This window comes from Marinobacterium sp. xm-m-383 (assembly GCF_013283255.1).
Taxonomy (GTDB): Bacteria; Pseudomonadota; Gammaproteobacteria; order Pseudomonadales; family Balneatricaceae; genus Marinobacterium_E.
In genome coordinates, this window is sequence record NZ_WBYT01000001.1 from 45,744 (window position 1) to 70,540 (window position 24,797).

Sequence of the window (24,797 nt, forward strand, 5' to 3'; positions counted from 1 at the left end):
CTCCGGCTAATTGCATTGAGGCCAGTATAGACCATAACAAGTAAGCAGCCCATGGACTGCTTACTCAAAGGGTTAAATGCCTACTAGAAGGAACTCCAGAAGTGCTTTTTGGGCGTGTAGGCGGTTTTCAGCTTCTTGAAATGCAACGCAACGTGGGTCGTCCATCATTTCGTCGCTGACCTCTTCACCGCGGTGAGCCGGCAGGCAGTGCATGAATAGAGCATCCTGTTTAGCGAGATCCATCAATGCTGTATTGACTTGGAATCCATCAAAACGCTTCAGACGAAGAGCCTCTTCCTCCTCCTGTCCCATTGATGCCCAAACATCGGTTACAACCAGGTCGCTATCTTTAACGGCTTCTTTAGGATCATGAGTAATTGTTACACGACCAGGGTTTGCGGCGAGTAGCTCTGCATCTGGCTCAAAACCTTTAGGACAAGCGACGTTTAAATGGAAATCAAACTGGCGAGCCGCATTGATGTAGCTACTGCACATGTTATTGCCATCACCAACCCATGCCACGGTCTTACCTTTAATAGAACCTCGGATCTCTTGATAGGTCTGCATGTCGGCAAGAAGCTGACAGGGGTGGAACTCATCGGTCAGCGCGTTAATGACCGGCACCTTGGAGTTGGCTGCAAAGGTTTCAACTAATTCGTGGCTGAAGGTGCGAATCATCACTACATCAACCATGCTAGAGATGACTCGAGCGCTGTCTTCAATCGGTTCACCGCGTCCCAGCTGGGTGTCGCGAGGGGATAGGAACATCGCATGACCACCAAACTGTGCCATGCCTGCTTCGAAGGAGACACGTGTTCGTGTAGACGACTTTTCAAAGATCATCGCCATAACGCGATTCTTGAGTGGCTCGTAGATCTCTCCCGCATTGCGCATGCGTTTGAGTTCAATCGCACGATTGATCAGTTTGTTAAGCTCTTCAGGCGTTAGGTCTAGAAGAGTTAGAAAGTGTCTTGTTCCCATAAAAATTAAAACGTCAGCCAAATGCATGGCTGACGATATCCTAAATAAAGTTAGTTTTGATTACTTTGCAAGTAGCTGATGAACTAGCTCAGATACAGTCTCTATCAGTTGCTCTGCTTCAGACTCAGAGATGATTAGAGGTGGTAGCAATCGAATAACCTTACCTCCTCCATTCACATTGAGCAATAGCTGATTGTCAGAGGCAAGTTTAGCTAAGCCAGCAATGTCAGTATTGAACTGACAACCGATCATCAACCCTTTGCCTCGTACCTCAACAAATTCTTCAAGGTCGGCAAAGCGAGAGGCCAAGCCATCACGAATCTGTTGGCCACGAGCCATCGCATTGGCCATCAGTTCTTCATTTTGGATGGTGTTGTAAACGGCAAGCGCCGCCGCACATACCAATGGATTACCACCGTAGGTTGAGCCGTGGTTACCAGGACCGAATACATGGTTGCCATGTTTTGCAACCAAGCAGGCACCAATAGGAACCCCGTTGCCTAGACCTTTTGCTGTGGTCAATACGTCAGGCTGTACACCTTCATGTTGGAAGGCAAAGTATTTGCCAGTACGTCCATTACCTGTTTGAACCTCATCAAGCATGAGCAGCCACTCATTCTCATCACAAATCTCACGCAGTGCTTTTAGGTAGCCGTCGGTAGGGACGTGCACGCCACCTTCACCCTGAACGGGCTCTACAAGAATTGCTACAATGCTCCGGTTGTTTGATGCGACCTTCTTAATCGCTTCAACATCATCGTATGGCACGCGCACGAAGCCACTCAGAAGTGGTTCGAACCCGGCTTGAATGGCACGATTTCCAGTGGCTGACAGCGTTGCCATGGTGCGGCCATGAAAACTCTGCTCCATCACAATGATAGACGGGTTAGTGATGCCGCGGTCGTTACCGTATTTACGAGCAATCTTGATTGCAGCCTCATTCGATTCCGCACCGGAGTTACAGAAGTAGACCGCTTCCATATTGGTCTCTGTACATAACTTTTCACCCAGCTGCTGTTGCAGAGAGATCTCGTACAGGTTGGAAGTGTGAATCAGTTTAGCGGCTTGTTCGCTGAGTGCTTGAGTGACGGCAGGGTGAGCGTGACCAAGACCGGTAACTGCGATGCCAGAGAGTGCATCCAGATAGCGTCGCCCTTCAGTGTCGTACAACCAAACGCCTTCACCGTGGGTGAAAGCAACAGGTAACCGAGCGTAGGTGGGCATTACAGGGGTCATGGTCATTGAAAGTGTTCTCCATAAAACGCAAAAAGACAGCCGTGGCTGTCGCTGGAGACTAATATTATTTTGTGCTTACAAAATAAGCAATCTTAGAGTGGTTATAACCGAGTTTTTTACTCAGATTTACTGTATAGTGCGCCCATTCGTTCAATGAGATTTAAGAGGTGAGTTAATGAGCACTTTAGAGACAATTAAAGAACAGATCGAAAGCAATGCCATTCTTCTTTACATGAAAGGCACACCTCGCTTTCCTCAGTGTGGTTTTTCATCACGTGCATCTGAAGCGTTGATGTCGTGTAACGAACGTTTTGCTTTCGTAAACATCCTTGAGAACCCTGACATTCGTGCAGAACTACCAAAGTACGCTAACTGGCCGACCTTCCCTCAGTTGTGGGTTAATGGTGAGCTAGTCGGCGGGTGTGACATTATCTGTGATATGGCAGCGAGCGGTGAACTACAGACATTGGTCTCTGAAGCGGCTAAATCTGAAGAGGGTGACAACGCTGAGGGTTAATCCCCGCTGACGCTTGTTAGTCCAGCTCGCTCTCTTCTCTGAGGGCGAGCATCATGTCCCATCCCCCCATCTCTTTCCACTGATTGACAATCATGCAAAATAGCTCGGCCGTTTTCTCTGTGTCGTAGAGAGCGGAGTGCGCCTGTTTGTTGTCGAAGCTAATTCCGGCGAGATCGCACGCCTTAGCGAGGACCGTATGGCCATACGCTAGACCCGCCAGTGTGGCGGTATCAAAAGTGGAGAATGGGTGGAATGGATTGCGCTTGATGTCACAACGATCAGCTGCATTGCATACAAAGCTATGATCAAAGTGGGCGTTATGTCCAACCAAAATGGCTCGTTTGCAGTCATGCGCTTTAACCGCTTTGCGGATAGGCTTGAAGATCTTCTCCATCGCCATGAGTTCTGGCTCGGCCTCACGATCCGGCGACCAAGGGTCGATGCCGGTGAAATCCAACGCCGATTGTTCTAGGTTTGCCCCTTCGAAAGGCTCTACGTGCGCCTCAATTGACTGATCTACGATCAGGTAGCCCTCTTCATCCATGGTCAGAGTGACCGCTGCAATCTCTAAGAGAGCATCGGTTTGAGCATTGAATCCAGCCGTTTCGACATCAACAACAACGGGAAGATAACCACGGAAACGGTCTGCCATTGGGTGACGCTGTTTCGAATTTGGCACAGTAGATCCTTACTCTTCGATGGGGTTTTATGGAGTTTAACAAATCCAAAGGATAAGGGCAGAGTTAAAACTCAGATCTACTGATATTTATTTAAATGTTCGCTATAATTTCCCCCCATAAATTTTAGCGCTGTCTGATTCATGAGTTCAGTGCGCCGTATTAACCTCTACCCAGATCGGGTGAGCATGGAGTTGGAGTCGTCAATGTCCGACATTAAAAAAGTCGTTTTAGCTTATTCTGGTGGTTTGGATACCTCTGTAATCGTTCGTTGGTTACAAGATGAGTACAATGCCGAAGTTGTAACCTTTACTGCTGACATCGGTCAGGGTGAAGAGGTTGAGCCAGCGCGAGCTAAAGCTGAAGCCTTGGGCGTCAAGGAGATCTACATCGAAGATCTTCGTGAAGAGTTTGTTCGTGACTACGTATTCCCAATGTTCCGTGCGAACACTATTTACGAAGGTGAATACCTACTGGGTACTTCAATCGCTCGTCCACTCATCGCTAAGCGTCTGGTTGAGATCGCTAACGAGACTGGTGCTGATGCGATTTCACACGGTGCGACCGGTAAAGGTAACGATCAGGTACGTTTCGAATTGGGTGCCTACGCACTGAAACCGGGCGTGCACGTCATTGCACCTTGGCGTGAATGGGATCTTAACTCGCGTGAGAAGTTGATGGCTTACTGTGAAACTCACAACATCCCAGTCGATTTCTCTAACAAAAAGAAAAAATCACCTTACTCTATGGATGCGAACCTGCTTCACATCTCATACGAAGGCGGCATTCTTGAAGATCCTTGGGCAGAAGCTGAAGCCGATATGTGGCGTTGGTCTGTCTCTCCAGAGGAGGCTCCAGATCAGCCAACTTACCTTGAATTGACCTACCGTCAGGGTGACATCGTTGCGATCAACGGTGAAGAGATGTCTCCAGCTACCGTATTGACTTACCTTAACAAGGTGGGTGGTGAAAACGGTATCGGTCGTCTTGATATCGTAGAGAACCGTTTCGTAGGTATGAAGTCACGTGGCTGTTACGAAACACCGGGTGGAACCATCATGCTGCCTGCACACCGTGCGATTGAATCGATTACTCTAGATCGTGAAACGGCTCACCTAAAAGATGAGTTGATGCCACGTTACGCTAAAGTCATCTACAACGGCTTCTGGTGGTCAGAAGAGCGTAAGATGCTTCAAACGATGATCGACGAGAGTCAGAAGTACGTGAACGGTGAAGTTCGTGTGAAGCTGTACAAAGGTAACGTGACGGTTGTTGGTCGTCGCTCTGAAGAGAGTCTGTTCGACGAGAGCATTGCAACCTTTGAAGATGACGCAGGCTCTTACGATCAGAAAGACGCAGCTGGCTTCATTAAGTTGAATGCACTTCGTATGCGTATCGCTGCTAGCAAAGGTCGTAAGTTCGACTAATCGTCAACTAGTCTAGTTTGCTAAATCGAAGCCCGAATCATCGTTAAGATGACTCGGGTTTTTTGTTTTTTCAGTGATCTCAGTTGCTCTGTTATGAGTTCAATCAATTGCATCAGGTAGATGTGATCGATAAAATTGCTCTTAGTTAGTTTTTGAACCTAAAGGGTTGTTGCTACAACCCTTTTTTATTGGATTTTCAGCGGATGAAAACACACAAAATTCTTCAAGCTCCGATCCCAATGCGCTGGGTCGGTCCGATGAAACTGTCAGGTCATCTGATTGAAGAGAAGTTGAGTGTTCCTCTAGCCACTTACGAAACCCCTCTGTGGCCATCCGTTGGTCGTGGTGCACGCATCTCTACTCTCTGTGAAGAGGGGATTAAAGTCAGTGTGATTGATGAGCGTATGACCCGCTCGATTTTGCTTGAAGCGGAAGATGCCTATGCAGCGCACCAAGCGATCCAGTCTCTAAAAGCTCGAATGGATGACCTCAATGAGGTAGTGGCAAAATCGAGTCGTTTCGCCAAGTTAATTGATCTGAATTCTCAGGTGGTTGGTAACCTTATCTACCTACGCCTAGAGTTTACGACGGGCGATGCTTCTGGTCACAATATGGTGACCAATGCTGCTGATCATCTGATCCCTTGGATTTTGACAGAGTATCCACACCTTCAGTACAGCTCTATATCCGGTAACTATTGCTCCGATAAAAAGGCGACCGCCGTTAATGGCATTCTTGGTCGTGGTAAGTATGTGGTTTGTGAAATCCTGATTCCACGGGATATCGTTGAGCGCCGCCTTCACTCTACGCCAGAGAAAATTGTTGATCTGAACATCAAGAAAAACCTGATCGGAACAATGATTGCCGGCGGTTTACGCAGTGCTAATGCGCACTACGCTAATATGCTGCTCGCCTTTTACTTGGCGACAGGTCAGGATGCGGCCAACATCATTGAGGGATCACAAGGTGTGGTTCACGCTGAGGTTCGCAACGGCGATTTATACTTCAGCTGTACGCTACCCAACCTAATCGTCGGCAGTGTCGGTAACGGCAAAGGGATCGACTTTGTAGAAGAGAACCTAGAACGCCTTGGCTGTCGAGATGATCGTGAGCCGGGTGCTAATGCACGTCGATTGGCGGCTATCTGTGGTGCTACGGTTCTGTGTGGTGAGCTGTCGCTGATTGCTGCGCAGACTAACCCAGGTGAGCTGATGCAGTCGCACCTGCAAATGGAACGCAAATGAGTCAGCTGACCAACGATCGAAAAATTGAGCACATCAATGCGATTCTGCAGGATGCAGAGACCGATCGTGATGCGCGCTACTTCGATCGTATCAAGTTAACGCACAGGGCGTTGCCAGAGCTCGATTTCGAAAAGATCGATCCGTCCATTGAATTGTTGGGTAAATCGCTAAGCTTCCCGATGCTTATTTCATCGATGACGGGTGGTGATCATGAGTTGATCCGAACCATTAACCGTAATCTTGCAGAAGCAGCCGAGCGTTGTGGTGTGGCGATGGCGGTGGGTTCGCAGCGAGTGATGTTCAGTGATGAGTCGGCTAAGAGTAGTTTTGATCTTCGATCGGTTGCTCCCAATGCGTTATTGATTGGCAATGTTGGTGCTGTGCAGCTCAACTATGGTTTTTCACTGGAGCAGTGTCAGGCTGCGGTTGACCTGCTTAAGGCTGATGCTCTCTACCTTCACTTGAACCCTTTGCAGGAGGCTATTCAGCCAGAGGGTGATCGTAATTTCGCGAATCTGACGGATCAGATCCAACAGGTTGTCGAGGGTTTGTCCGTTCCAGTCTGGTTGAAAGAGGTGGGTTCTGGCCTGTCGGCCGCCGATGTGGAGCTTGGTTACCGAGCAGGTGTTCGCTATTTCGATGTGGCAGGCAGTGGTGGAACCTCTTGGAGTCGAATCGAACATCATCGTCGTGATCAGGATGATCTTGGGCTGTTATTTCAAGATTGGGGATTACCAACTCCAGTGGCGTTAGATCAATGTCAGCCTTGGCAGGATAAGAGTACGTTGATTGCCAGTGGTGGTCTACGCAATGGGATTGATCTAGCTAAGTCTGTTATACTCGGCGCCTCGCTGGGGGGATTTGCAGCGCCTCTACTGCAACCGGCAATGCAATCCGCTGAAGCGGTTGTCGACGTAATTGAACGTATCAAACGTGAATATGTAACGGCACTGTTTCTTTTAGGTGTGCCCAGTACGACAGCGCTTAAGGGTCAGCGAGCGCTTATCATCGAACAGTTTTAAGGATTTGATCAAAGTATGTCCGTAGGTATCGACGAAATCAGCTTTTATACATCGAGCTACTACCTCGATTTGCGCACGCTGGCTGAACGTCAAGGCACTGATCCTAACAAGTATTACGATGGTATTGGTCAAGAGAAGATGGCGATGGCGGCGCATGATGAGGATATCGTCACGCTTGCTGCGAACGCTGCACTTCCCATTGTTGAGCGCATTGGAACCGATGCTATCTCAACGATTCTGTTTGCGACTGAAACCGGTATTGATCAATCCAAAGCGGCGGGAGTCTATGTACATCGTCTGTTGGGATTGAACAGTCGTTGCCGCGTCGTTGAGCTCAAACACGCTTGTTACAGTGCAACAGCGGCCGTTCAAATGGCCTGTGCACTGGTTGCTCGTAACCCAAGTAAACAGGTGCTTGTGATCGCCTCCGATGTGGCCCGTTACGATCTGGACTCTCCAGGTGAAGCCACCCAGGGTTGTGGTGCGGTTGCAATGCTGATTAAAGCAAATCCAAGAGTTCTAGAGATTGAACCAGAATCGGGTACTCATACTGAAGATGTGATGGATTTTTGGCGTCCCAACTACCGAACAACGGCGCTGGTTGATGGCAAATACTCGACCAAAATTTACCTAACATCGTTAAAACGTAGCTGGGAAAACTTCTGTGAAGAGAGTTCAGTTCGCTACGGTGATATCGACTATTTCTGTTACCACCTGCCGTTCGGCAAGATGGCACAGAAAGCTCACTCACAGTTAGCTCGTGTCAATAAGACGGGTCAAACTCCGGAAGAGCTTGCTGCTCAGATTGAACCAACACTCATCTACAACCGTTTGATCGGTAACTGTTACACAGCGTCAATGTATATTGGGCTCTGCTCCCTTCTTGAGCAACTCAACGAAGATTTAACCGATAAACGCATCGGGCTGTTCAGTTATGGATCGGGTTCAGTCAGTGAGTTCTTTACCGCTAAGGTGGTGTCTGGCTACCAATCGGCGTTGAATACAGGCCGCCACGCTGAACTGTTAAAGGATCGGACTGAGTTGAGCTACGAAGAGTATCTCACCCTTTACCGTTACCCAGATCCACGTGATGGTGGGCAACATGTGATTGAGCCCGATACACAGGGTCGCTTCCGTTTGGCGGCGATTAGCGATCACAAACGTGAGTACGTAGAACGCTAGTCATGTCGGTTGCGAGTGCTCCCGGAAAGATCATTTTAAGTGGTGAGCACTCTGTTGTGTACGGTGCCCCAGCTCTCGCATTCTCGGTAAAACAGCGTTTAACCGTTAACTTCACTCCCGATCTACTGCCGCGTCTTAGCTGGTTTGCTCCAGACAGAGCACATGAGATGGCGCTGGAGAAGTTGTCCACTCTTCGTCACAAATTGGACGCAGCGTTTGATGGCTACCTTCGAGGTGAGCGCTCCATCAGCGAGATCTTCTCTCGACCGGCAGAGTTGATTTTCTACACCGTTGATGTGGCTCGCATACTAGGTAACCTTGAACGCATTCCACGCGGCAAATTTGATATTCAATCGGATATTCCTGTTGGTGCGGGCATGGGCTCATCTGCCGCTCTGCTTGCGGCGCTTTTGAAACTCTTCTCCAAACACGAAGATTTGCCAACCTTGATTGAGCAAGTGCGACACTGTGAACGGTTACAACACGGTCGTGGCAGTTTGATTGATGCGGCTACAGTTACTATGGGTGGTTTGGTCAAAGTCGAGCAAGATCAAGCGAGTCGATTAGGGGAATTACCGGAAATATTTAATCAGGATTGGTATTGGATATTCACTGGAACTCCCGCTACAAGTACCGGTGTCTGTGTCGAGCGTGTCCGCGCCCAGTTTGAGCAGTCGGATATATGGAGCGAGTTTGCTGCGGTGACGAACCGCATCGAAACGGCTCAAACCGATCTCGATCAGCTCTTCTCTGCGATTCAAGATAACCACCGCCTATTAAACCGTATCGGGGTGGTGCCCGCCCGAGTCACCGCATTGATTGAGCAGATCGAGAGGTTAGGCGGTGCGGCTAAAATCGCAGGTGCTGGTGCGGTGTCGGGTGATACCGGTGGGCTTGTGCTGGCGTATCTGCCCAATCAAACACCGGATGCTTTGAAGTTACCGACTTTGATGCGCTGGGGGCGAGTTGAGTCGGATGGTTTGGGTGTCACTCTCGGAGACGATGTATGATCTGTTATTCGGCACCCGGTAACCTGATGTTAATGGGCGAGCATGCCATCTTGCATGGCCAACCTGCTATTGCACTGGCCGTTGGTAACAGGCTGTCTGTCTCTTTGATCCCGCGAGTGGATGAGGTCGTCACTATCGAGTCGGAACTGGGTCGTTATCAGAGCGCTTTGAGTGAGTTAACAGACGATTCAACGTTTAGCTTTATGGTCGCTGCAATTCAGCTGTGTCAGTCGAAGTTAAAACAGGGGTTTGATTTAAAAGTCTCCAGCCAGTTTTCTGACCAAGTTGGTTTGGGTTCATCTGCCGCAGTCACGGCTTCAACCCTTGCTTGTCTGTTAAACTTCTGTGGTGAGCCGGTTACCAATGATCAGGTATTCAAGCTGGCTCTAGAGGCTGTTCACAGGGTTCAATTTGGTCGTGGTTCCGGCACTGATTTGGCCGCTTCAATATGGGGTGGTTTGATCGCCTATGAAATGAACGGTGCCAAGGTTCGTCCACTGAAAGGCACTCCTGACATTGATCTCTTTTATGTCGGTTACAAGATGAAAACGCCTGATATGATTGCCTTGGTTAATCAGCGAGCTGAGGCCGATCCCGCTATATACGCCTCGATCTATCAATTGATGGGGCAGGTGACTCGCGCAGCAGAAGAGGCGATAGAGTCACAAGAGTGGATCCGAGTAGGGCAATTGATGGATCAATACTCAGGCCTAATGGATGCGCTAGGCGTGTGTGATGCTAATTTGGCAGACCTGCAATTTAGAATGCGTCAGCAGTCTGGTGTTCTGGGTGCTAAGATTTCAGGGTCTGGTTTGGGTGACTCTGTTATCTCGTTAGGTTTGACCAATCCTTCAGAGATCCCTTATCAACATCTGCCCGTCTCGATACACAGTGAAGGTCTGAAACAGGAGTCAATGTGATTACTAAGCAAGAAGTGCTGACTAAAGTGCTACCCGAGTTGGGGGCTGTTTCTGCATCATCGGAACACTTTGCTCCGAGTAACATCGCTCTGTGTAAGTACTGGGGCAAGCGTGATGCTGAGCTTAATTTGCCGATCAACCCATCCCTCTCTGTCTCATTGAATGATTTGGGTTCTAGAACTCGAGTGACGCCAATTGATCAGCCGATTGATGAGGTTTGGTTAAACGGCCAACAGATGCACCAGGATTCACAGTTTGCAGGTCGCGTTAGTCAGTTCATCGATCTCTTTCGTGGTAGCAAGTCCCTCGCTTTCAGAGTGGAGACTCGAAATAACATTCCTACTGCAGCAGGTCTTGCTTCCTCAGCCTCCGGCTTTGCTGCACTGACGTTGGCGCTGAACGATGCACTATCACTGCAGCTTTCCAATGAAGCGCTATCAATGATTGCTCGTATGGGAAGTGGCAGTGCCTGTCGATCCATCTTTAATGGATTTGTAGAGTGGCATATGGGGCATCGCGAAGATGGTTTGGACAGTCATGCTCATCCAATTGATGCGACCTGGGATGATCTTCGAATCGGTCTGGTCAAAGTGGATATCGGCGAGAAGTCCGTTGATAGCCGATCTGGGATGCAGCGCACCAAAGAGACCTCTCACCTTTATAACAGTTGGCCTGCACAAGCGAATGCCGATCTGTCGAAACTGCATCAGGCGATCTCAGATAAGGACTTTACCCTGTTGGGTTCTACTGCGGAGCATAACGCCATGTCGATGCATGCCACCTTTGCTTCGAGCTGGCCTCCGCTAGTCTATTGGCAGCCAGAGTCGTTAGAGGCGATGCACAAGGTATGGCACCTTCGTGAGCAGGGGTTGGAGGTCTATTTCACCATGGATGCAGGCCCTAACTTGAAGCTTCTTTTCCAGAAAGAGTCTTTAACTGACCTATTGACTCACTTCCCTGAACTGGAGGTAGTCACCCCTTTCGGTGTCTAGCGCGGTTATGCCAACCACTGGCTTCCCTCTCACCCGAACCCAGCGCGATGGCCCGCAGGGCATTGAATACACCTTCTGGTTGACTGGGGTGGAGGGTGCTCATGCGGTTACTGTCTCGAATGCAGAGGCGGTCTGTTTTGTGTTTGCCACTGATCAAGCTGCTATTGAGTCCTGTCTGAAAGATATATCGGGTTGGACGCTGCGTCATTTAGAACTGAAATCCCTCTCCTTAAAACCTGTCATGGGTCTCTACTGCCAAAGCCTAAAAGTTTACTGGGAAGTGTTAAAGCGACTCGAGGCGGTGCAGATTGCTCTCATGGAAGAGGATATCAGGCCGGTTGATCGCTATTTGATGGAACGGTTTATTCGCACCGGGGCTGTTCAGGTAGAAAGTGTTAAAGGGCTAGAGTTGCGCCCCTGTGACTTTACACCTGATTTAAAGCTTCTCTCATTAGATATTGAAACCACGTTAAATGCTAATCAGTTGCTCTCGATTGGCTTGCAGCAGGGCGATCAGAGTCTCGTGCTGTTTAATGGTGAGGCGCCCGATCTGACCTGGTGTGAAGGCTGCTCGGATGAGCGAGCTCTGCTTCAGCGTTTTGTCGAGATAGTGGCAGAGTGGGATCCTGATTTGATCGTCGGCTGGAATTTGATTGGCTTTGATTTGCGCGTGCTCGCTCGGCGAGCTAAGGCCAATCGTGTAGGGCTCAAGCTTGGACGCGATAGCAGTGAAATGCAGGTCGATGTTGGTCAAAATGGTCGTTGGTTCAGTCGTATTGCTGGTCGTGTTGCCATCGACGGCATTGAGACTTTAAAAGGGGCCACCTGGCAATTTGATAGTTTCAGCCTGGAGAGTGTCGCTCAGTCACTCTTGGGGCGTGGTAAAGCGATTGATAACCCCTATGATCGTGGCGAGAAGATTCAGCAGCTCTTTAGAGAGGATAAACAAGCATTAGCAACCTATAACATTGAAGATTGTCGATTGGTGTTAGAGATCTTCAAAAAAGCTGAGTTGCTTGAGTATTTGATCGAACGCACTCGTCTTACAGGTTTGGCCTTGGACAAAGTGGGTGGTTCCCAAGCGGCATTCGATAATCTCTATCTGCCTAAGCTGCATCGCGCAGGCTATGTTGCACCTCCTTATGCCTCTGGTCGCAGTGACCTCTCTGTGCCTGGTGGGTTTGTCATGGAGTCTAAACCCGGTCTCTATCGTGATGTGTTAGTGTTCGATTTTAAGAGCCTCTATCCCAGTATCATTCGTACCTTCTCAGTGGACCCTTTAGCACTCGCTCTGGCGGGTGAGGCCTCAGAGGCGTCATTAGTACCGGGCTTTTTTGGTGCGCAGTTCAATTCTGATGTGGCGATTCTTCCCGCGATCATCAAAGAGCTTTGGTTAGCCCGAGATCGAGCTAAGGCGCAAGGTAACTCTGCGTTGTCACAAGCGATCAAAATACAGATGAATGCCTGCTACGGGGTATTAGGGTCCAATGTGTGTCGCTTCTATGATCAGAACCTATCGGGAGCAATTACATTGAGGGGCCATGAGCTCCTGCAAAAAACCGCACAATGGTTTGAATCTGAACAGGGTCATCAGGTGATTTATGGTGATACCGATTCAGTCTTTGTCTGGTTGGGCGATGATTGCCAACAGAGTGATATGGCGCAGTACGGTGCTGAATTGGCAGATCAAGCCAACCAATGGCTACGAGATCACCTTAAACAGCAATACGGTGTAGAGAGTGCTCTTGAGCTGCAATATGAGAGTCATTTCAAACGCTTTTTGATGCCAACCATGCGCCACTCTGAGAAGGGCACTAAGAAACGCTATGCGGGTCTTAAGAGATCGGGTGGTGAAGATCAATTGCTCTTTAAAGGGTTGGAGACGGTTCGGTCCGATTGGACACCTTTGGCGAAAAGATTCCAGACAGAGTTGTTGTCCAGAATATTCAATGACGAGTCTTGGCGTGACCTAGTCGTCGAAACCACTGAGCAACTACTCAGCGGCAACGCGGATCACCTATTGACCTATCGTCGTCGACTAAGACGACCTCTAGATGCCTATCAGGCCAGTAATCCACCGCATGTGAAAGCGGCCAAAAAAATGCAATCATACCTAGAGAAGCAGGGGTTAAACCTGCGTCTAGGGCGAGGGGACCCTATTGAGTACGTCATAACAGTTAACGGTCCAGAACCAACCATCTGTCGTAGTTCAATCATTGATTATCAACACTATGTCTCTAAACAGTTAGAGCCGGTCGCTGACACAGTATTACCCTTTCTTGGTGCCAGCTTTAATGATCTGATAGATAAACAGAGAGCGCTTTTCTAGAGAGGTTTTGTGTGAATAAGGTTCCGAGTACACAGCGAAAAATGGCCCGTTTTTCTGCGCATATGACCTGGATTCTTATTCTGGTGATGCTTACCTATGGCTTTAACGCCTATCTTGAGCAGCGCGACTATCCCAACTCACAACTATCTTTGGCGAACGGCACCGATCAGGTTCGCCTTATTGCCGATCAAAAAGGGCAGTATCGAGCACCAGGTACCATCAATGGTTACCCCGTCTCTTTTGTGGTTGATACCGGTGCGACCTATGTGTCACTTTCTGATGCCCTGGCCAATGAGCTCTCGTTACCCCGTCAGGGCAAAAGCTTTGCGATAACCGCTAATGGACGAGTACCCGTTGATTTAACTCAGTTAGAGGAGGTTAGCTTAGGGGGGCTCTCCATGGGTAACGTACCTGCAATGATTGTGCCTGAGCTAGATAGTCAGATTGTTCTGTTAGGGATGAGTTTTCTAAAACACCTAGACCTTGTTCAAAGCGACGGAAAGCTGGAGCTTCGTGTTCCGTAAGTGGTAATGCTTTTTTGGCTGGTTTCGGTTCATGTCTGACGTCGGCTCACGACCCATAGCGGACATTAACGCCTTGCTAGGTGGCCTGACCCAAAGTAGCTATAACTGCCCCTCTTAGCCAGATATAGCTGACGCAGTACACTTGAGTAACTTGTTAGATGCACTGGATTAATGTGCGCTAGTTTTTGAAAGCAAGTTGAGAACAACAACGCCACTAACGATTAACCCCATCCCAACATATCCCCAAAGGTCAATTTTTTGACCGTGCATAAACCATGCGACTAGAGTAACTAAAACTATGCCAAGCCCTGACCAAATTGCATATGCAATACCAACAGGGATTGATTTCAGAGTAAGTGAAAGTAAATAGAAAGCTGCGCTATAACCAATAATAACAAGCATAGATGGGGCGATTTTAGTAAAACCTTCACTCGACTTCAGACTAGATGTTGCAATTACTTCACAAATAATAGCAGCGGATAAAAACAACCAGTTTTTCAAGGTTTGCTCCAATGTATATATATTGCGATAGAGTAAACTAACCCTTTAATAATGTGCACTCTTGTTCTTTTGGAGAGACTGTGAGCACATGGACATCTAACATTTCAATTCTAAGACGGTTTGATTTGCCGTTTACTATATACCTATAAAGCATATGATTATTTATGTCCTCTTTTGACACCTAGCAGACTAAGCAAATGGATGAACAGTCCGAGGATAATATCCCGCCTTGAGCGTCTGACAGGTGGAATATTTATAGGTTTTGGCTTGAAGCGAGCCCTTTCGAGGGATTAGCAGAGACGGCAGCTTTGTGCCGATTTCAGCCGCTCATTTAATGAGAAAATTTACTACAGAGTCAGTGTTTAAGCCTACCAAGGAGAGTATAGCGAGAAGCTAATTCGCTTGGTTAATTACTTCTGCTTGGTTTCTGAGTCATTCTGATAGTAGCTATCTTCATAGTACCTCCCCTTGATGGCCAGTACCTTTTCTAACCAACGGTTGTAGTGTTTCCATATGAAAAAGCCAGGCGTCATCACTACCATGATTGCGACCATTAAGCCTGCGCCTTTATGAGATTCTGGGAACTGTTCCGTAATCAAGCTGAATAACGATAGTCGCTCTGCAACTAGATACCAGCAGCCCAAACCAATCAGGCCAACAGCTATTCCAATGTGATGAAGTTTTTTATTGTCGAGCATGTTTTTCAGAACCCCAAAGATACGCTGTGCTGAGAATAGAGGTTTCATCGGCGATTTTAAATGTTAATCGCGAAATACTCCCTGATTTAGGTTCACTCAAGCGGTCAGAATTGTTAACTTATGCTTCAATTCATTATCCAGGAAATCGCCAGTCGATGTTCAATCCCTTTTCTCTCTTTGTTGGCTGGCGCTACACCCGAGCAAACCGCTCAAATCACTTCATATCCTTTATCAGTTTGGTTTCGACACTCGGACTGATGCTCGGTGTGGCTGCATTGATTCTAGTACTGAGTGTCATGAACGGCTTTGACCGTGAATTGAAAGAACGGATTCTCGGTATGGTTCCGCAGGCTACTATCAATGGATACAACGCTCCGTTAGATAATTGGCAACCGCTTCGTGAAACGCTTCTGACTGCGTCAGACGTCGAAGGGGTGGCACCCTTTGTTCAGGCTCAAGGGATGCTGACCGCCTCCGGTCGTGTACAACCTGTATTGGTATCAGGTATCGACCCAATGCTGGAAGAGAGTGTTTCGATAGCTGCCGGTCAGATGACCCTGGGTGATCTAAACTCCCTGCAAGCAGGAGAGTATCAGATTGTTTTAGGTGAGCTTCTCGCTAAGTTTTTGGGCGTATCGATTGGTGATAAGGTCAATCTGGTTCTGCCTGAAGCGTCGGTGAGTGTGGCCGGTGTGATTCCACGCTTAAAACGCTTTACTGTGTCCGGTATTTTCTCAGTTGGTGCTGAGTTGGATGCCAATTTAGCCTATGTTCATCTACAGGATGCAGCCCGTTTGAAACGAATTAAGGGTGATGCTGTTGAAGGGCTTAGAATTAAATTCAATGACCTGTTCAGTGCGCCTACTCGAGTCTATGAACTTGCTCGAGAGTTGAACCATCCTGTCTACACCTCTGACTGGACTCGAACCCATGGCAATCTATTTCAAGCAATTCAGTTAGAGAAACGAATGATCGGACTGCTGCTGTTCCTGATCGTCTTTGTTGCCGGCTTTAACATCGTCTCAACGCTGGTCATGGTCGTCACCGATAAGCGCTCCGACATCGCAATATTGCGCACTCTAGGTGCGAAGCCAGGAATGATATTGAGGATCTTTATGATTCAAGGTTCCCTTATAGGGTTACTAGGAACTCTGCTGGGGGCTATTTTAGGCATTACGTTAGCGCTAACTGTCTCTGATCTGGTGGCCTGGATAGAGTCGGTGTTAGGCATTCAATTCCTCTCTTCGGAGGTCTACTTCATCAGCTATCTACCCTCTGAGCTTCAATTAGGGGATGTCTCGCTGGTGATTGGCGTGACTCTCGCGATGAGCTTCCTAGCCACGCTCTATCCTGCATGGCGAGCGGCTAAGGTTGAACCTGCGGAGGCGCTTCGTTATGAGTAATGTCTTGGTTGCAAATCAGCTATGCCGCTCTTTTGATGAAGCGGAGCGTCAGTTGATCATCATTAATGATCTGAATCTATCTGTAGCTGCCGGTGAACGTCTGGCAATCATTGGTTCCTCAGGTAGTGGTAAGAGTACGTTACTCAACCTATTAGCGGGGCTGGATACGCCTACCGCTGGTGAGGTGGTTATCGCAGGTGAATCGATCAGTCAGCTATCGGAGAATCGCCGCGCTGAACTGCGTAACTCGCAACTAGGTTTTGTGTTTCAGTTTCACCACCTGCTGCCGGAGTTTTCTGCATTAGAGAATATCGCCATACCTCAACTCCTGGGCGGTGCGTCTGTTGACGCCGCTCAGCAGCGTGCTGCTTATCTTCTTGATCAGGTCGGTCTCTCGTCACGTGCACAACATAAACCCGCTAAGTTGAGTGGGGGAGAGCGTCAACGTGTCGCGATTGCCCGTGCTCTGGCAAACACGCCCGCTTGTGTTTTGATGGATGAACCGACCGGTAATCTTGATCCTCATACCGCCGAAGATGTTGAACACTATCTATTGAAGCTCAATCAGGAGCAGGGGGTGGCACAGATTGTCGTCACTCATGATCATGACCTGGCAAAAAGAATGGATCGTGTTCTTGAATTGAAAGAGGGGCGTTTAGTTGAGGTGTTTGCTAGCACGAGCCTTTAGTAAACGTTTCTGCCAACGGCGTCGCACTTGCCAAATCCATAAGCGGTTAATGGCTAGATAACTGATTCCAGAAAATAGCACTCCACAGAGAAGAGAGCCCGTCAGTAGGGGCCACCAGATCGTTGCCAGCTCTGAATGGATGTTGTGTAACTCCCAACTAATGTTGATCGGCGGGGTTCCTAACATCCAAGCTCCAATTTTATAGGTTGTATAAAAAATAGGTGGCATGGTGATAGGGTTGGTTAACCAAACTAGCCCGATCGAAATGGGTAGGTTTGAGCCAATCCAGAGTGCTAAGAAAGCGGCCACAAGCATCTGACCAGGAATGGGAAGAAAAGCGCAGAAAATACCCACTAAGAAGGCTTTGGCGGCGGACTTTCGAGTCAAATGGAATAGGTCTGGGTTGTGCAGATGTTCACCAAGCCATTTAAGATGCTTATGACTTTTTAAAGCATCCTGTTTCGGCATGTAACGCTTTAACAGCTTACGTGGCATCCCTGAACGACCTATCAAATTATCTGGAAGTCAGATTATGCCCTTCGATTATTAATAAACCAACCTGCTATTACTGAAACTTCTGCTAGATTGAATAAATAGTTTGGCTTGGATCAAGGATGATCAGTTTTCTCTTAGCAGTGCTCGGGCACGCCTTTCTTCCCTCTATCAGTTGGGGGTCCTATTTTCTTATTATCCTAACCCTAGGAACGCTTGGTCTTTGTTGGGGCTCTCCTATACTTAGATCTCATCTGCTGTTTGCTCTAATAGGTTTTATGGTGGCCCACTGGCACGCAGTTGATGGACTCTCTAAAACCCTATCAATGAGCGTTGTGCCAGATGAGTTTGAGATTGAAGGACAGGTCATCAACTTGCAGCCTCAGGCTCCTGAGGGCTTTCAATCACTGCTGTTGGATATAGAGAGTGCGCCTGTTCAGTTGATGGGAATCGATAGTGTGCGACTGGGGCTATACGACTCTGAGGTGAGAATAGCGGCTGGCGATCGCATTAAAGTGCTGGCCAAGGTGGGTCCACTGAATGCCTACCAAAATGAGTTCAGTCCGGATCGACGCAGAAGAGAGTTTGCACAGGGGATCGGCGGGTCAGGGTATGTCAAACAGCTGATAAAACATGAGCAGAATAGTTCCATTCGGCAACGGGTACATGATTGGCTACATCATAATATGAGCCAATCGACATCCGCTCTGATGTCCGCCCTTGTTTTGGGTTACAGAGGAGATCTAGATGACAGTCAGTGGGAGCTTCTTAGGGTCAGTGGAACCGTCCATTTAGCGGTTGTTAGCGGATTACATCTAGGGGTGATGTGTTTAACAGGCCTTCTATTGGGTAGGTTGGTTGTGGTGACGATCCAGTACTTGGGTGTTAGGCCCAACTCGATAATACAAACCCTGCCCGTTTTATGTGCGATCAGTTTAGCCTCTTTTTATCTCTGGTTTGGTGGCTTTGGTGTGCCGCTTCAGAGAGCTTGGATCATGGCGATCTGCTTGTTGCTGCCGCAGTTGTTTGCAAGGCGAATAGACCCCATGAAACGACTTAAAATTGCACTTTTTTTGGTACTGGTTTATGAGCCTCTATCGATTTTAGAGATCGGCTTTTGGCTTTCGTTCAGTCTGGTAGGGTTGTTGATTCAGTTCGCCAATTGGCGCAATGGCTACTCAAGGCTGATACAGATCTTCGCAGTACAGCTCTTTTTAACCCTATTAATGTTGCCAATTCTGCTCTTTGGCTTAGGACAGTTTAATTTAGGCGGTGCACTGTCCAACCTTTGGGCGATCCCCTATGTCTCACTCTTTGTTGCGCTGTTACCCATCACGCTAGCACTGGTTGGAGTCTTTGAGCCGATCTTAGCGTTCTATGAAATTTGGGCTTCAGGGTTTTGGCATGGGCTCTCTTTTCATTCAGTGATCGGTTTGCATGCTCAGTGGCAAACCCCCGCGATGTTTGGGCTTTTTGTGAGCTTGGTTGCTCTGGTGATGCTGTTTCTACCTGGACGCCTCAAAGTGATGAGTCTACTGCTTCTAATGCCATTGCTCATACCCAAACAGAATCGGCCCGATGCAAGTGAGTATGTCGTTCGTCTTCTGGATGTGGGGCAGGGTCTATCAATCTTGATTGAGACTCGAGAGGGAGTGACGGTCTATGATTTGGCGGCTAAAAGTCGAAGCGGTTGGATCGCAGCCCAAGCTACTCTGTTTCCAACTCTCAGAGCACTGGGCTATAGAGAGTTAGATCTGGTTGTTAGTCATTCAGACGTTGATCACAGTGGAGGCTTGGATAGAACGTTAGATCAGTTTTTAGTGAAGCGATTCTATTCAGGCCAGCCCTCTTTAACGGGAGGCACTGCCTGTGCATCACAAAGCTGGAAAAAAGGAGAGGTCTATTTTCAGCTCTACGCGCTACAGAACCAGCAATCCGATAATGATCAAAGTTGTGTTCTGCACGTCGAAAATGGTCGTTGCTCAATATTGATTGCAGGAGATATGTCCAGCCGTGCAGAAATCGAGTTGCTCAATCAGCAGCGATTAGCCCCCGTGACTTGGTTGGTCTTATCCCACCACGGTAGCCATAGCTCCTCCTCAGGTGTCTGGTTGGATCAACTTTTGCCGGAGGCTGCGATCGCATCGAGAGGCAAGCACAATCGTTTTGGGCATCCTAATGAATCTGTAAAACAGCGTTTGGCCGATCGAGGTATCACCCTTTTGGATACAGCGGAGCAGGGTGAAATAGTATTAACAGCGACCCAAGATCAGTGTCTAAGTGACTCTTTTGCAAACTTATATCCACGTTATTGGCGAACTCATTAATGCTGCGATACTATGGGTTTTTTATAGGCCGTCTTGGCTGGTTAATCTGTCTTTTTGAGGTTTTTCGTTGTTAGAGTTAATTTCCGCCGGTGGTTGGTTGATGCTGCCGATTTTAGCCTGTTCAATTCTTGCACTTGCTATCACGGTTGAGCGTTTAATGGCCCTGAGGGCTGATAGGATTTTGCCACCGGGTCTTCTGGCCGATGTCTGGGGGCTCTATAAAGGTGGGCAGCTAACTAACGAGCGTCTTAAAGAGATAAGAGAGGCGAGTGCATTAGGATCACTGATTGTCGCCGGATTGAGTAACGCAGGCTCAGGTCGAGATGTGATGAAAGAGTCCATTACCGATGCCGCCAGTGACGCCATCCATCAGATGGAGAGATTTTTAAACGCTTTGGGGACTGTCGCAGTCATTACCCCTCTGTTGGGTCTGTTAGGGACAGTGATCGGCATGATTAAAGTATTCTCCCAGATCATGATTTCTGGCACGGGCAACGCTAACCTTTTGGCCGGAGGTATCTCCGAAGCCCTGATCACAACAGCAGCCGGTTTGACGGTTGCCATCCCTGCGTTGGTAGCGCACCGCTTCTTGCAACGTCGTGTATCGACACTGGTGTTGGCAATGGAGCAGGAGTCGGTCAAGTTGGTCGATATTATCCATGGTGATCGCAAAGTGGATCTGAAATAGGGCGCTCTGTGAATTTTCCAAGACCTCAATCGGAAGAGATATCCATCAACCTAACTCCGTTGATTGATGTTGTCTTCCTGCTGCTGATCTTTTTTATGGTGTCGACCACCTTTACTAAAGAGACCCAGCTTAAAGTGGACCTCCCTCAAGCAACGACAGACCAGGTGGCTCAGGTCGATATGCTTGAGATTATTATCAAGGCTGATGGTAGTTTCGCAATCAACGATAAAGCATTGGTCAATGCGCAGCCTAAAACTCTTAGGGCGGCACTGCTAAAAGAGAGTAGTGGTGATCTTACAACACCTCTAAAGATTTCCGCCGATGCATCGACTCCTCATCAAGCGGTCATTACCGCCATGGATGTAGCAGCAAACTTAGGGTTTTCTCAATTGAGTCTTACGACCAGAGAGATCGACTAAGTTGATTGAGAAAGCTTGGTATCAGAAAGCAGGCTGGCTAGTTCTACTGCGTCCCTTATCACTGCTATATGGTTTCATCTCTAGACGCCGCCGTGCTCTTCTGACCGAACAGGCGGTCACAATGGATGTGCCGGTTGTCGTGGTCGGTAATATCAGTGTCGGTGGTACCGGTAAAACACCTCTCTTAATCTATTTGGTAACCCTAGCAAAATCCTTGGGGTTCAACCCCGGTGTGGTCAGTCGTGGATACGGTGGTCAGGCAACAAGTTATCCTATGCACGTTTCTAATCAGACCTCGCCAGAGTTGGTGGGGGATGAGCCGCAGATGATCTTCGAGAAGACAGGCGTGCCTGTCGTCGTTGATCCGAATCGAGTCTCTGCATGCCAGCATCTAATTGACCAACACCCGGTCGATATCATCTTCAGTGATGATGGTCTGCAGCATTATCAAATGGGGCGTCAGTTCGAAATTGCGGTGATCGACTCTGTGCGAGGGTTAGGTAACCAACAGTTGATGCCGGAAGGGCCTTTAAGAGAAGAGCTGTCGCGCTTAGATGAAGTTGATCTGGTTGTGTTGAATGGTGAGGGCTCCTATAGCTATCCAGGTGCGCTTACCTATCGTCTACGTCCTACTGCGTTTAGACATCTAGCATCGGGTGAACAAAAAGCGCTTCAGATTGATGAGCTAGGTAGCAAAACAGTCTATGCATTGGCCGGTATCGGTAACCCTTCACGGTTTTTTGATACCCTAATGGGGCTGGGCTTAGAGCTTAAAACCATCCCTTTAAGAGATCACGCACCGATTACTAAAGAGCTGCTCGATCAATACCGCTCATTGCCATTGGTGATGACCGATAAAGATGCAGTAAAATGTCACTCTATCGCCCCAGATAATTGTTGGGCGCTTTCAGTAGAGGCAGAATTTGCACCCAAAGAGGCGGAGAATTTGGCCCAATTACTGAAACGTGTTGTTAACCCTAACGGAGAATAAAATGGATCCTAAACTACTCGATATCCTTGTTTGCCCTGTCAGCAAAGCCCCATTGGAGTGGGATAAGGAGAGTAATGAGTTAGTCTGTCGCACCAGTGGTTTAGCCTATCCTATCCGTGATGGTATTCCTGTGATGCTTGAGAGCGAAGCTCGCACTTTAACCAGTGAAGAGCGCCTTCCGGAGTAAGCTTGATGAGTTTCACTGTTGTTATTCCGGCGCGCTATGCATCTACCCGTTTCCCAGGTAAACCTTTGGTTGAGCTGGCCGGTAAAACGATGGTGCAACACGTCTATGAACGGTCACTAGAGAGTGGTGCTAGTCGTGTCATTGTCGCAACCGATGACCCAAGAATTGAGGCGGTAGCCAAAGGTTTTGGTGCAGAGGTCTGTATGACCTCTGCGGATCATCCTTCTGGCACTGATAGACTCCAAGAGGTCGTTAATAAGATTGGTTTGGCGGATCATGAAATTGTCGTCAATGTTCAGGGTGATGAGCCTCTAATTCCAGCAAAGCTGATCGATCAAGTCGCCGATAACCTTGCGGCACATCAAGATGCAGGCATCTCAACATTAGCAGAGCCTATCGAGACGAAAACCGATCTTTTGAATCCAAATGTGGTCAAGGTGGTGACGGACATTCGCGGCATGGCGCTCTATTTTTCGCGAGCTCCGATCGCTTGGCCGCGAGATATGATGACCAATGATGAGCTGCCTGAGACTCTGCCTTCTCTATTTGCTTGGCGCCGTCATATTGGTATCTACGCCTACCGTGTAGGCTTTCTTAATGCTTATGTTCAATGGTCACCTGCACCTATTGAAAAGACTGAATCCCTTGAACAGCTGCGAGCTCTATTTAATGGTGTTTCGATTCATGTAGCCAATGCCGTCGAGGCTCCTCCAGCCGGCGTTGATACCCCTGAAGACCTTGAAAGGCTTAAACGGATAATGGAAGGCCAGTAGGTCGGTTGCAGTAATAAGAGTGTCGTGTGCAATGATAAGAGTGTTGTTTGTCTGTTTAGGTAATATCTGCCGCTCCCCATCAGCCGATGCTATTTTTCGAAAAAAATTGGATGATCACCCTTGGTTAGCCAATCGAGTTGAAGTCGATTCAGCGGGAACCGCAGCATGGCATGTGGGTAACCCGCCAGATCCTCGCTCGGTCAGAGTGGGGGCTGAGCGTGGATACGATCTAACGCCTTTGCGTGCACGACAAGCGACACCTGCTGACTTTGAACGCTTTGACTATATCCTTGCAATGGATGAGGCCAATCTGGATAACTTGCAGGCCATTGCGCCGAATCATTACTCTGGTCACCTGAGCCTGTTTCTCGATTTTTCAGGGAAGAGCGGGGCAGAAGTACCAGATCCCTATTATGGTGAGGGTGACTCAGGTTTTCATGAGGTGGTTGATCTGATTGAAGCGGCATCCGATGGCTTAATCAAGCAGTTAGAGGTGAGACTCGCCTAATGCTCACCATACACTCGTGGCATGATTTAACGGCGTTCAACACTTTGGCGATGCCGGCTAAAGCTCAATTTTTTGCTGAGTTATCTGACTTAAATGACCTTCCTGAACTGCTCGATTTTATTGCTAAGCAGGATCTTCCTTCTCTTTGGATAGGCGGTGGCAGTAACCTGGTGTTGGCAGATGAAGTGCCAGGTTGCGTAGTTCATATTGCAACGAAAGGCATTGAGATCCAATCAGACTCAGAAGAGTCGGTTTTGATTAAAGTGGCTGCAGGAGAGAGCTGGCACGGCCTAGTGACTCACTGTCTTGAAAATGGCTGGTATGGTTTAGAGAATCTCGCACTGATACCAGGTTCGGTTGGTGCATCACCTGTACAAAATATCGGAGCCTATGGTGTTGAAGTAGCGGATCTGATCGATCAGGTAGAGGTGTTTGATACGCTATCCAACACCTTTGACGTCATGCAGAAAGCGGATTGTCAGTTCGCCTACCGTGACTCGCTGTTCAAGCGAAACCCTGGCCGTTTCATTATCACTTCAGTGCGATTCAATCTCTCAAAACAATTTGAAGCTAAATGTTCCTATGCGGCACTTCAGGGTTGGTTAGATGCCCAAGGGATTAAAGAGCTGAGCGCTCAAGCGATTTTTGACGCAGTGGTCGCTGTGCGCCAATCTAAACTGCCGAATCCTGAAGTGCTCCCTAATGCGGGTAGTTTCTTTAAGAATCCTGTTGTCTCAAACGACTGCTTTGAGGGTTTACGGCAAATCTATCCAGAGATTCCCAACTACCCAGATGCTTCTGGAGTAAAGCTTGCTGCGGGTTGGTTAATCGATCAGTGCGGTTGGAAAGGTCTCTATCGTGAACGAGTGGGTGTTCATAAAGATCAGGCACTCGTGATCGTGAATCATGCGGGTGGGTCGCGTCAGGATATTGATGAGCTAGCCGATGATATTAAACAGAGCGTGTTTAATCGGTTCTCGGTTCGCCTAGAGCAAGAGCCGATCGCCTATCCCTAGCCTGAGCAGAAATTAAAACCAAAAAAAAGCAGCCCATTGGCTGCT

Annotated in this window: 26 protein-coding genes; 20 read left to right on the forward strand and 6 right to left on the reverse strand. The window is 48.3% G+C overall.

The window, feature by feature from the left end:
* Positions 1–72: 72 nt before the first annotated feature.
* Positions 73–981 carry an ornithine carbamoyltransferase gene (gene argF, locus XMM383_RS00245; RefSeq protein ID WP_173494518.1) on the reverse strand — a complete coding sequence of 303 codons (909 nt, stop codon included), beginning with the start codon at positions 979–981 and terminating at the stop codon, positions 73–75.
* 60 nt (positions 982–1,041) lie between these two features.
* The gene (locus XMM383_RS00250) at positions 1,042–2,223 is read right to left on the reverse strand and encodes an aspartate aminotransferase family protein (protein ID WP_217363555.1); all 1,182 of its coding nucleotides are present in this window, start codon (positions 2,221–2,223) and stop codon (positions 1,042–1,044) included.
* Positions 2,224–2,392: 169 nt separating this feature from the next.
* Between XMM383_RS00250 and grxD the strand changes: the two genes are divergently transcribed.
* Positions 2,393–2,734 (forward strand): Grx4 family monothiol glutaredoxin, encoded by a 342-nt coding sequence (gene grxD, locus XMM383_RS00255; RefSeq protein WP_173483231.1) that lies wholly within the window; start codon positions 2,393–2,395, stop codon positions 2,732–2,734.
* Positions 2,735–2,750: 16 nt separating this feature from the next.
* On the opposite strand, the gene rnt is transcribed toward grxD, so the two are convergent.
* Positions 2,751–3,386: a ribonuclease T gene (gene rnt, locus XMM383_RS00260; RefSeq protein ID WP_173483279.1), complete on the reverse strand. Its 636-nt coding sequence runs from the start codon at positions 3,384–3,386 to the stop codon at positions 2,751–2,753.
* Positions 3,387–3,617: 231 nt separating this feature from the next.
* Between rnt and XMM383_RS00265 the strand changes: the two genes are divergently transcribed.
* The 9 genes from XMM383_RS00265 (at position 3,618) to XMM383_RS00305 (ending at position 14,061) form a co-directional block, all read left to right on the forward strand.
* Positions 3,618–4,838: an argininosuccinate synthase gene (locus tag XMM383_RS00265; protein WP_173483230.1), complete on the forward strand. Its 1,221-nt coding sequence runs from the start codon at positions 3,618–3,620 to the stop codon at positions 4,836–4,838.
* Between the two features lie 203 nt (positions 4,839–5,041).
* Positions 5,042–6,082, forward strand: coding sequence for a hydroxymethylglutaryl-CoA reductase (locus XMM383_RS00270; protein WP_173483229.1), 1,041 nt, complete (start codon positions 5,042–5,044; stop codon positions 6,080–6,082).
* A complete protein-coding gene (gene fni, locus XMM383_RS00275; protein WP_173483228.1) occupies positions 6,079–7,104 on the forward strand; it encodes a type 2 isopentenyl-diphosphate Delta-isomerase in 1,026 nt (341 codons plus the stop codon). Before XMM383_RS00270 ends, fni begins: the two co-directional genes overlap by 4 nt.
* Before the next feature lie 15 nt (positions 7,105–7,119).
* The gene (locus XMM383_RS00280) at positions 7,120–8,286 is read left to right on the forward strand and encodes a hydroxymethylglutaryl-CoA synthase (protein WP_173483227.1); all 1,167 of its coding nucleotides are present in this window, start codon (positions 7,120–7,122) and stop codon (positions 8,284–8,286) included.
* A 2-nt stretch (positions 8,287–8,288) separates the two neighbouring features.
* Positions 8,289–9,296 carry a mevalonate kinase gene (locus XMM383_RS00285; protein WP_173484698.1) on the forward strand — a complete coding sequence of 336 codons (1,008 nt, stop codon included), beginning with the start codon at positions 8,289–8,291 and terminating at the stop codon, positions 9,294–9,296.
* Complete coding sequence (gene mvk, locus XMM383_RS00290; RefSeq protein WP_173494317.1) at positions 9,293–10,216, forward strand: mevalonate kinase; 924 nt, start codon at positions 9,293–9,295, stop codon at positions 10,214–10,216. Before XMM383_RS00285 ends, mvk begins: the two co-directional genes overlap by 4 nt.
* Positions 10,213–11,208 (forward strand): diphosphomevalonate decarboxylase, encoded by a 996-nt coding sequence (gene mvaD / locus XMM383_RS00295; RefSeq protein ID WP_371731727.1) that lies wholly within the window; start codon positions 10,213–10,215, stop codon positions 11,206–11,208. The genes mvk and mvaD overlap by 4 nt, the downstream gene beginning before the upstream one ends.
* Positions 11,201–13,537: a DNA polymerase II gene (locus XMM383_RS00300; protein WP_371739864.1), complete on the forward strand. Its 2,337-nt coding sequence runs from the start codon at positions 11,201–11,203 to the stop codon at positions 13,535–13,537. Before mvaD ends, XMM383_RS00300 begins: the two co-directional genes overlap by 8 nt.
* A gap of 11 nt (positions 13,538–13,548) precedes the next feature.
* Entirely contained in the window at positions 13,549–14,061 is a 513-nt protein-coding gene (locus XMM383_RS00305) for a retropepsin-like aspartic protease (RefSeq protein ID WP_173484696.1), read from the forward strand.
* A gap of 168 nt (positions 14,062–14,229) precedes the next feature.
* Here XMM383_RS00305 and XMM383_RS00310 read toward each other — a convergent pair whose 3' ends face one another.
* Entirely contained in the window at positions 14,230–14,562 is a 333-nt protein-coding gene (locus XMM383_RS00310) for a Qac family quaternary ammonium compound efflux SMR transporter (RefSeq protein ID WP_173483223.1), read from the reverse strand.
* 410 nt (positions 14,563–14,972) lie between these two features.
* The gene (locus XMM383_RS00315; protein ID WP_173483130.1) at positions 14,973–15,308 is read right to left on the reverse strand and encodes a hypothetical protein; all 336 of its coding nucleotides are present in this window, start codon (positions 15,306–15,308) and stop codon (positions 14,973–14,975) included.
* Between the two features lie 107 nt (positions 15,309–15,415).
* On the opposite strand from XMM383_RS00315, the gene XMM383_RS00320 reads away from it, so the two are divergent.
* Positions 15,416–16,663, forward strand: a complete 1,248-nt coding sequence (locus tag XMM383_RS00320; RefSeq protein ID WP_173494318.1) for a lipoprotein-releasing ABC transporter permease subunit — start codon at positions 15,416–15,418, stop codon at positions 16,661–16,663.
* Positions 16,656–17,351: an ABC transporter ATP-binding protein gene (locus XMM383_RS00325; RefSeq protein ID WP_173494319.1), complete on the forward strand. Its 696-nt coding sequence runs from the start codon at positions 16,656–16,658 to the stop codon at positions 17,349–17,351. The genes XMM383_RS00320 and XMM383_RS00325 overlap by 8 nt, the downstream gene beginning before the upstream one ends.
* On the opposite strand, the gene XMM383_RS00330 is transcribed toward XMM383_RS00325, so the two are convergent.
* Positions 17,319–17,846: a DUF2062 domain-containing protein gene (locus tag XMM383_RS00330; RefSeq protein WP_173494320.1), complete on the reverse strand. Its 528-nt coding sequence runs from the start codon at positions 17,844–17,846 to the stop codon at positions 17,319–17,321. The two genes, XMM383_RS00325 and XMM383_RS00330, sit on opposite strands and share 33 nt — an antisense overlap.
* Before the next feature lie 119 nt (positions 17,847–17,965).
* Here XMM383_RS00330 and XMM383_RS00335 point away from each other — a divergent pair, with 119 nt between their 5' ends.
* From XMM383_RS00335 to murB, 8 genes are all read left to right on the forward strand, one after another.
* Positions 17,966–20,170 (forward strand): DNA internalization-related competence protein ComEC/Rec2, encoded by a 2,205-nt coding sequence (locus XMM383_RS00335; protein WP_173494321.1) that lies wholly within the window; start codon positions 17,966–17,968, stop codon positions 20,168–20,170.
* A gap of 67 nt (positions 20,171–20,237) precedes the next feature.
* On the forward strand, positions 20,238–20,858 hold the full coding sequence (locus tag XMM383_RS00340) for a MotA/TolQ/ExbB proton channel family protein (RefSeq protein ID WP_173489098.1): 621 nt from the start codon (positions 20,238–20,240) through the stop codon (positions 20,856–20,858).
* Between the two features lie 8 nt (positions 20,859–20,866).
* Positions 20,867–21,277, forward strand: a complete 411-nt coding sequence (locus XMM383_RS00345; RefSeq protein ID WP_173483217.1) for a biopolymer transporter ExbD — start codon at positions 20,867–20,869, stop codon at positions 21,275–21,277.
* A gap of 1 nt (position 21,278) precedes the next feature.
* Positions 21,279–22,268 (forward strand): tetraacyldisaccharide 4'-kinase, encoded by a 990-nt coding sequence (lpxK, locus tag XMM383_RS00350; RefSeq protein ID WP_173494322.1) that lies wholly within the window; start codon positions 21,279–21,281, stop codon positions 22,266–22,268.
* Between the two features lies 1 nt (position 22,269).
* Positions 22,270–22,455 (forward strand): Trm112 family protein, encoded by a 186-nt coding sequence (locus XMM383_RS00355; protein ID WP_173483215.1) that lies wholly within the window; start codon positions 22,270–22,272, stop codon positions 22,453–22,455.
* A gap of 5 nt (positions 22,456–22,460) precedes the next feature.
* Positions 22,461–23,228 carry a 3-deoxy-manno-octulosonate cytidylyltransferase gene (gene kdsB, locus XMM383_RS00360; protein ID WP_173483214.1) on the forward strand — a complete coding sequence of 256 codons (768 nt, stop codon included), beginning with the start codon at positions 22,461–22,463 and terminating at the stop codon, positions 23,226–23,228.
* A 31-nt stretch (positions 23,229–23,259) separates the two neighbouring features.
* Positions 23,260–23,736 carry a low molecular weight protein-tyrosine-phosphatase gene (locus tag XMM383_RS00365; RefSeq protein WP_173484306.1) on the forward strand — a complete coding sequence of 159 codons (477 nt, stop codon included), beginning with the start codon at positions 23,260–23,262 and terminating at the stop codon, positions 23,734–23,736.
* The gene (murB, locus tag XMM383_RS00370) at positions 23,736–24,752 is read left to right on the forward strand and encodes a UDP-N-acetylmuramate dehydrogenase (protein ID WP_173484305.1); all 1,017 of its coding nucleotides are present in this window, start codon (positions 23,736–23,738) and stop codon (positions 24,750–24,752) included. The genes XMM383_RS00365 and murB overlap by 1 nt, the downstream gene beginning before the upstream one ends.
* Positions 24,753–24,797: the final 45 nt, after the last annotated feature.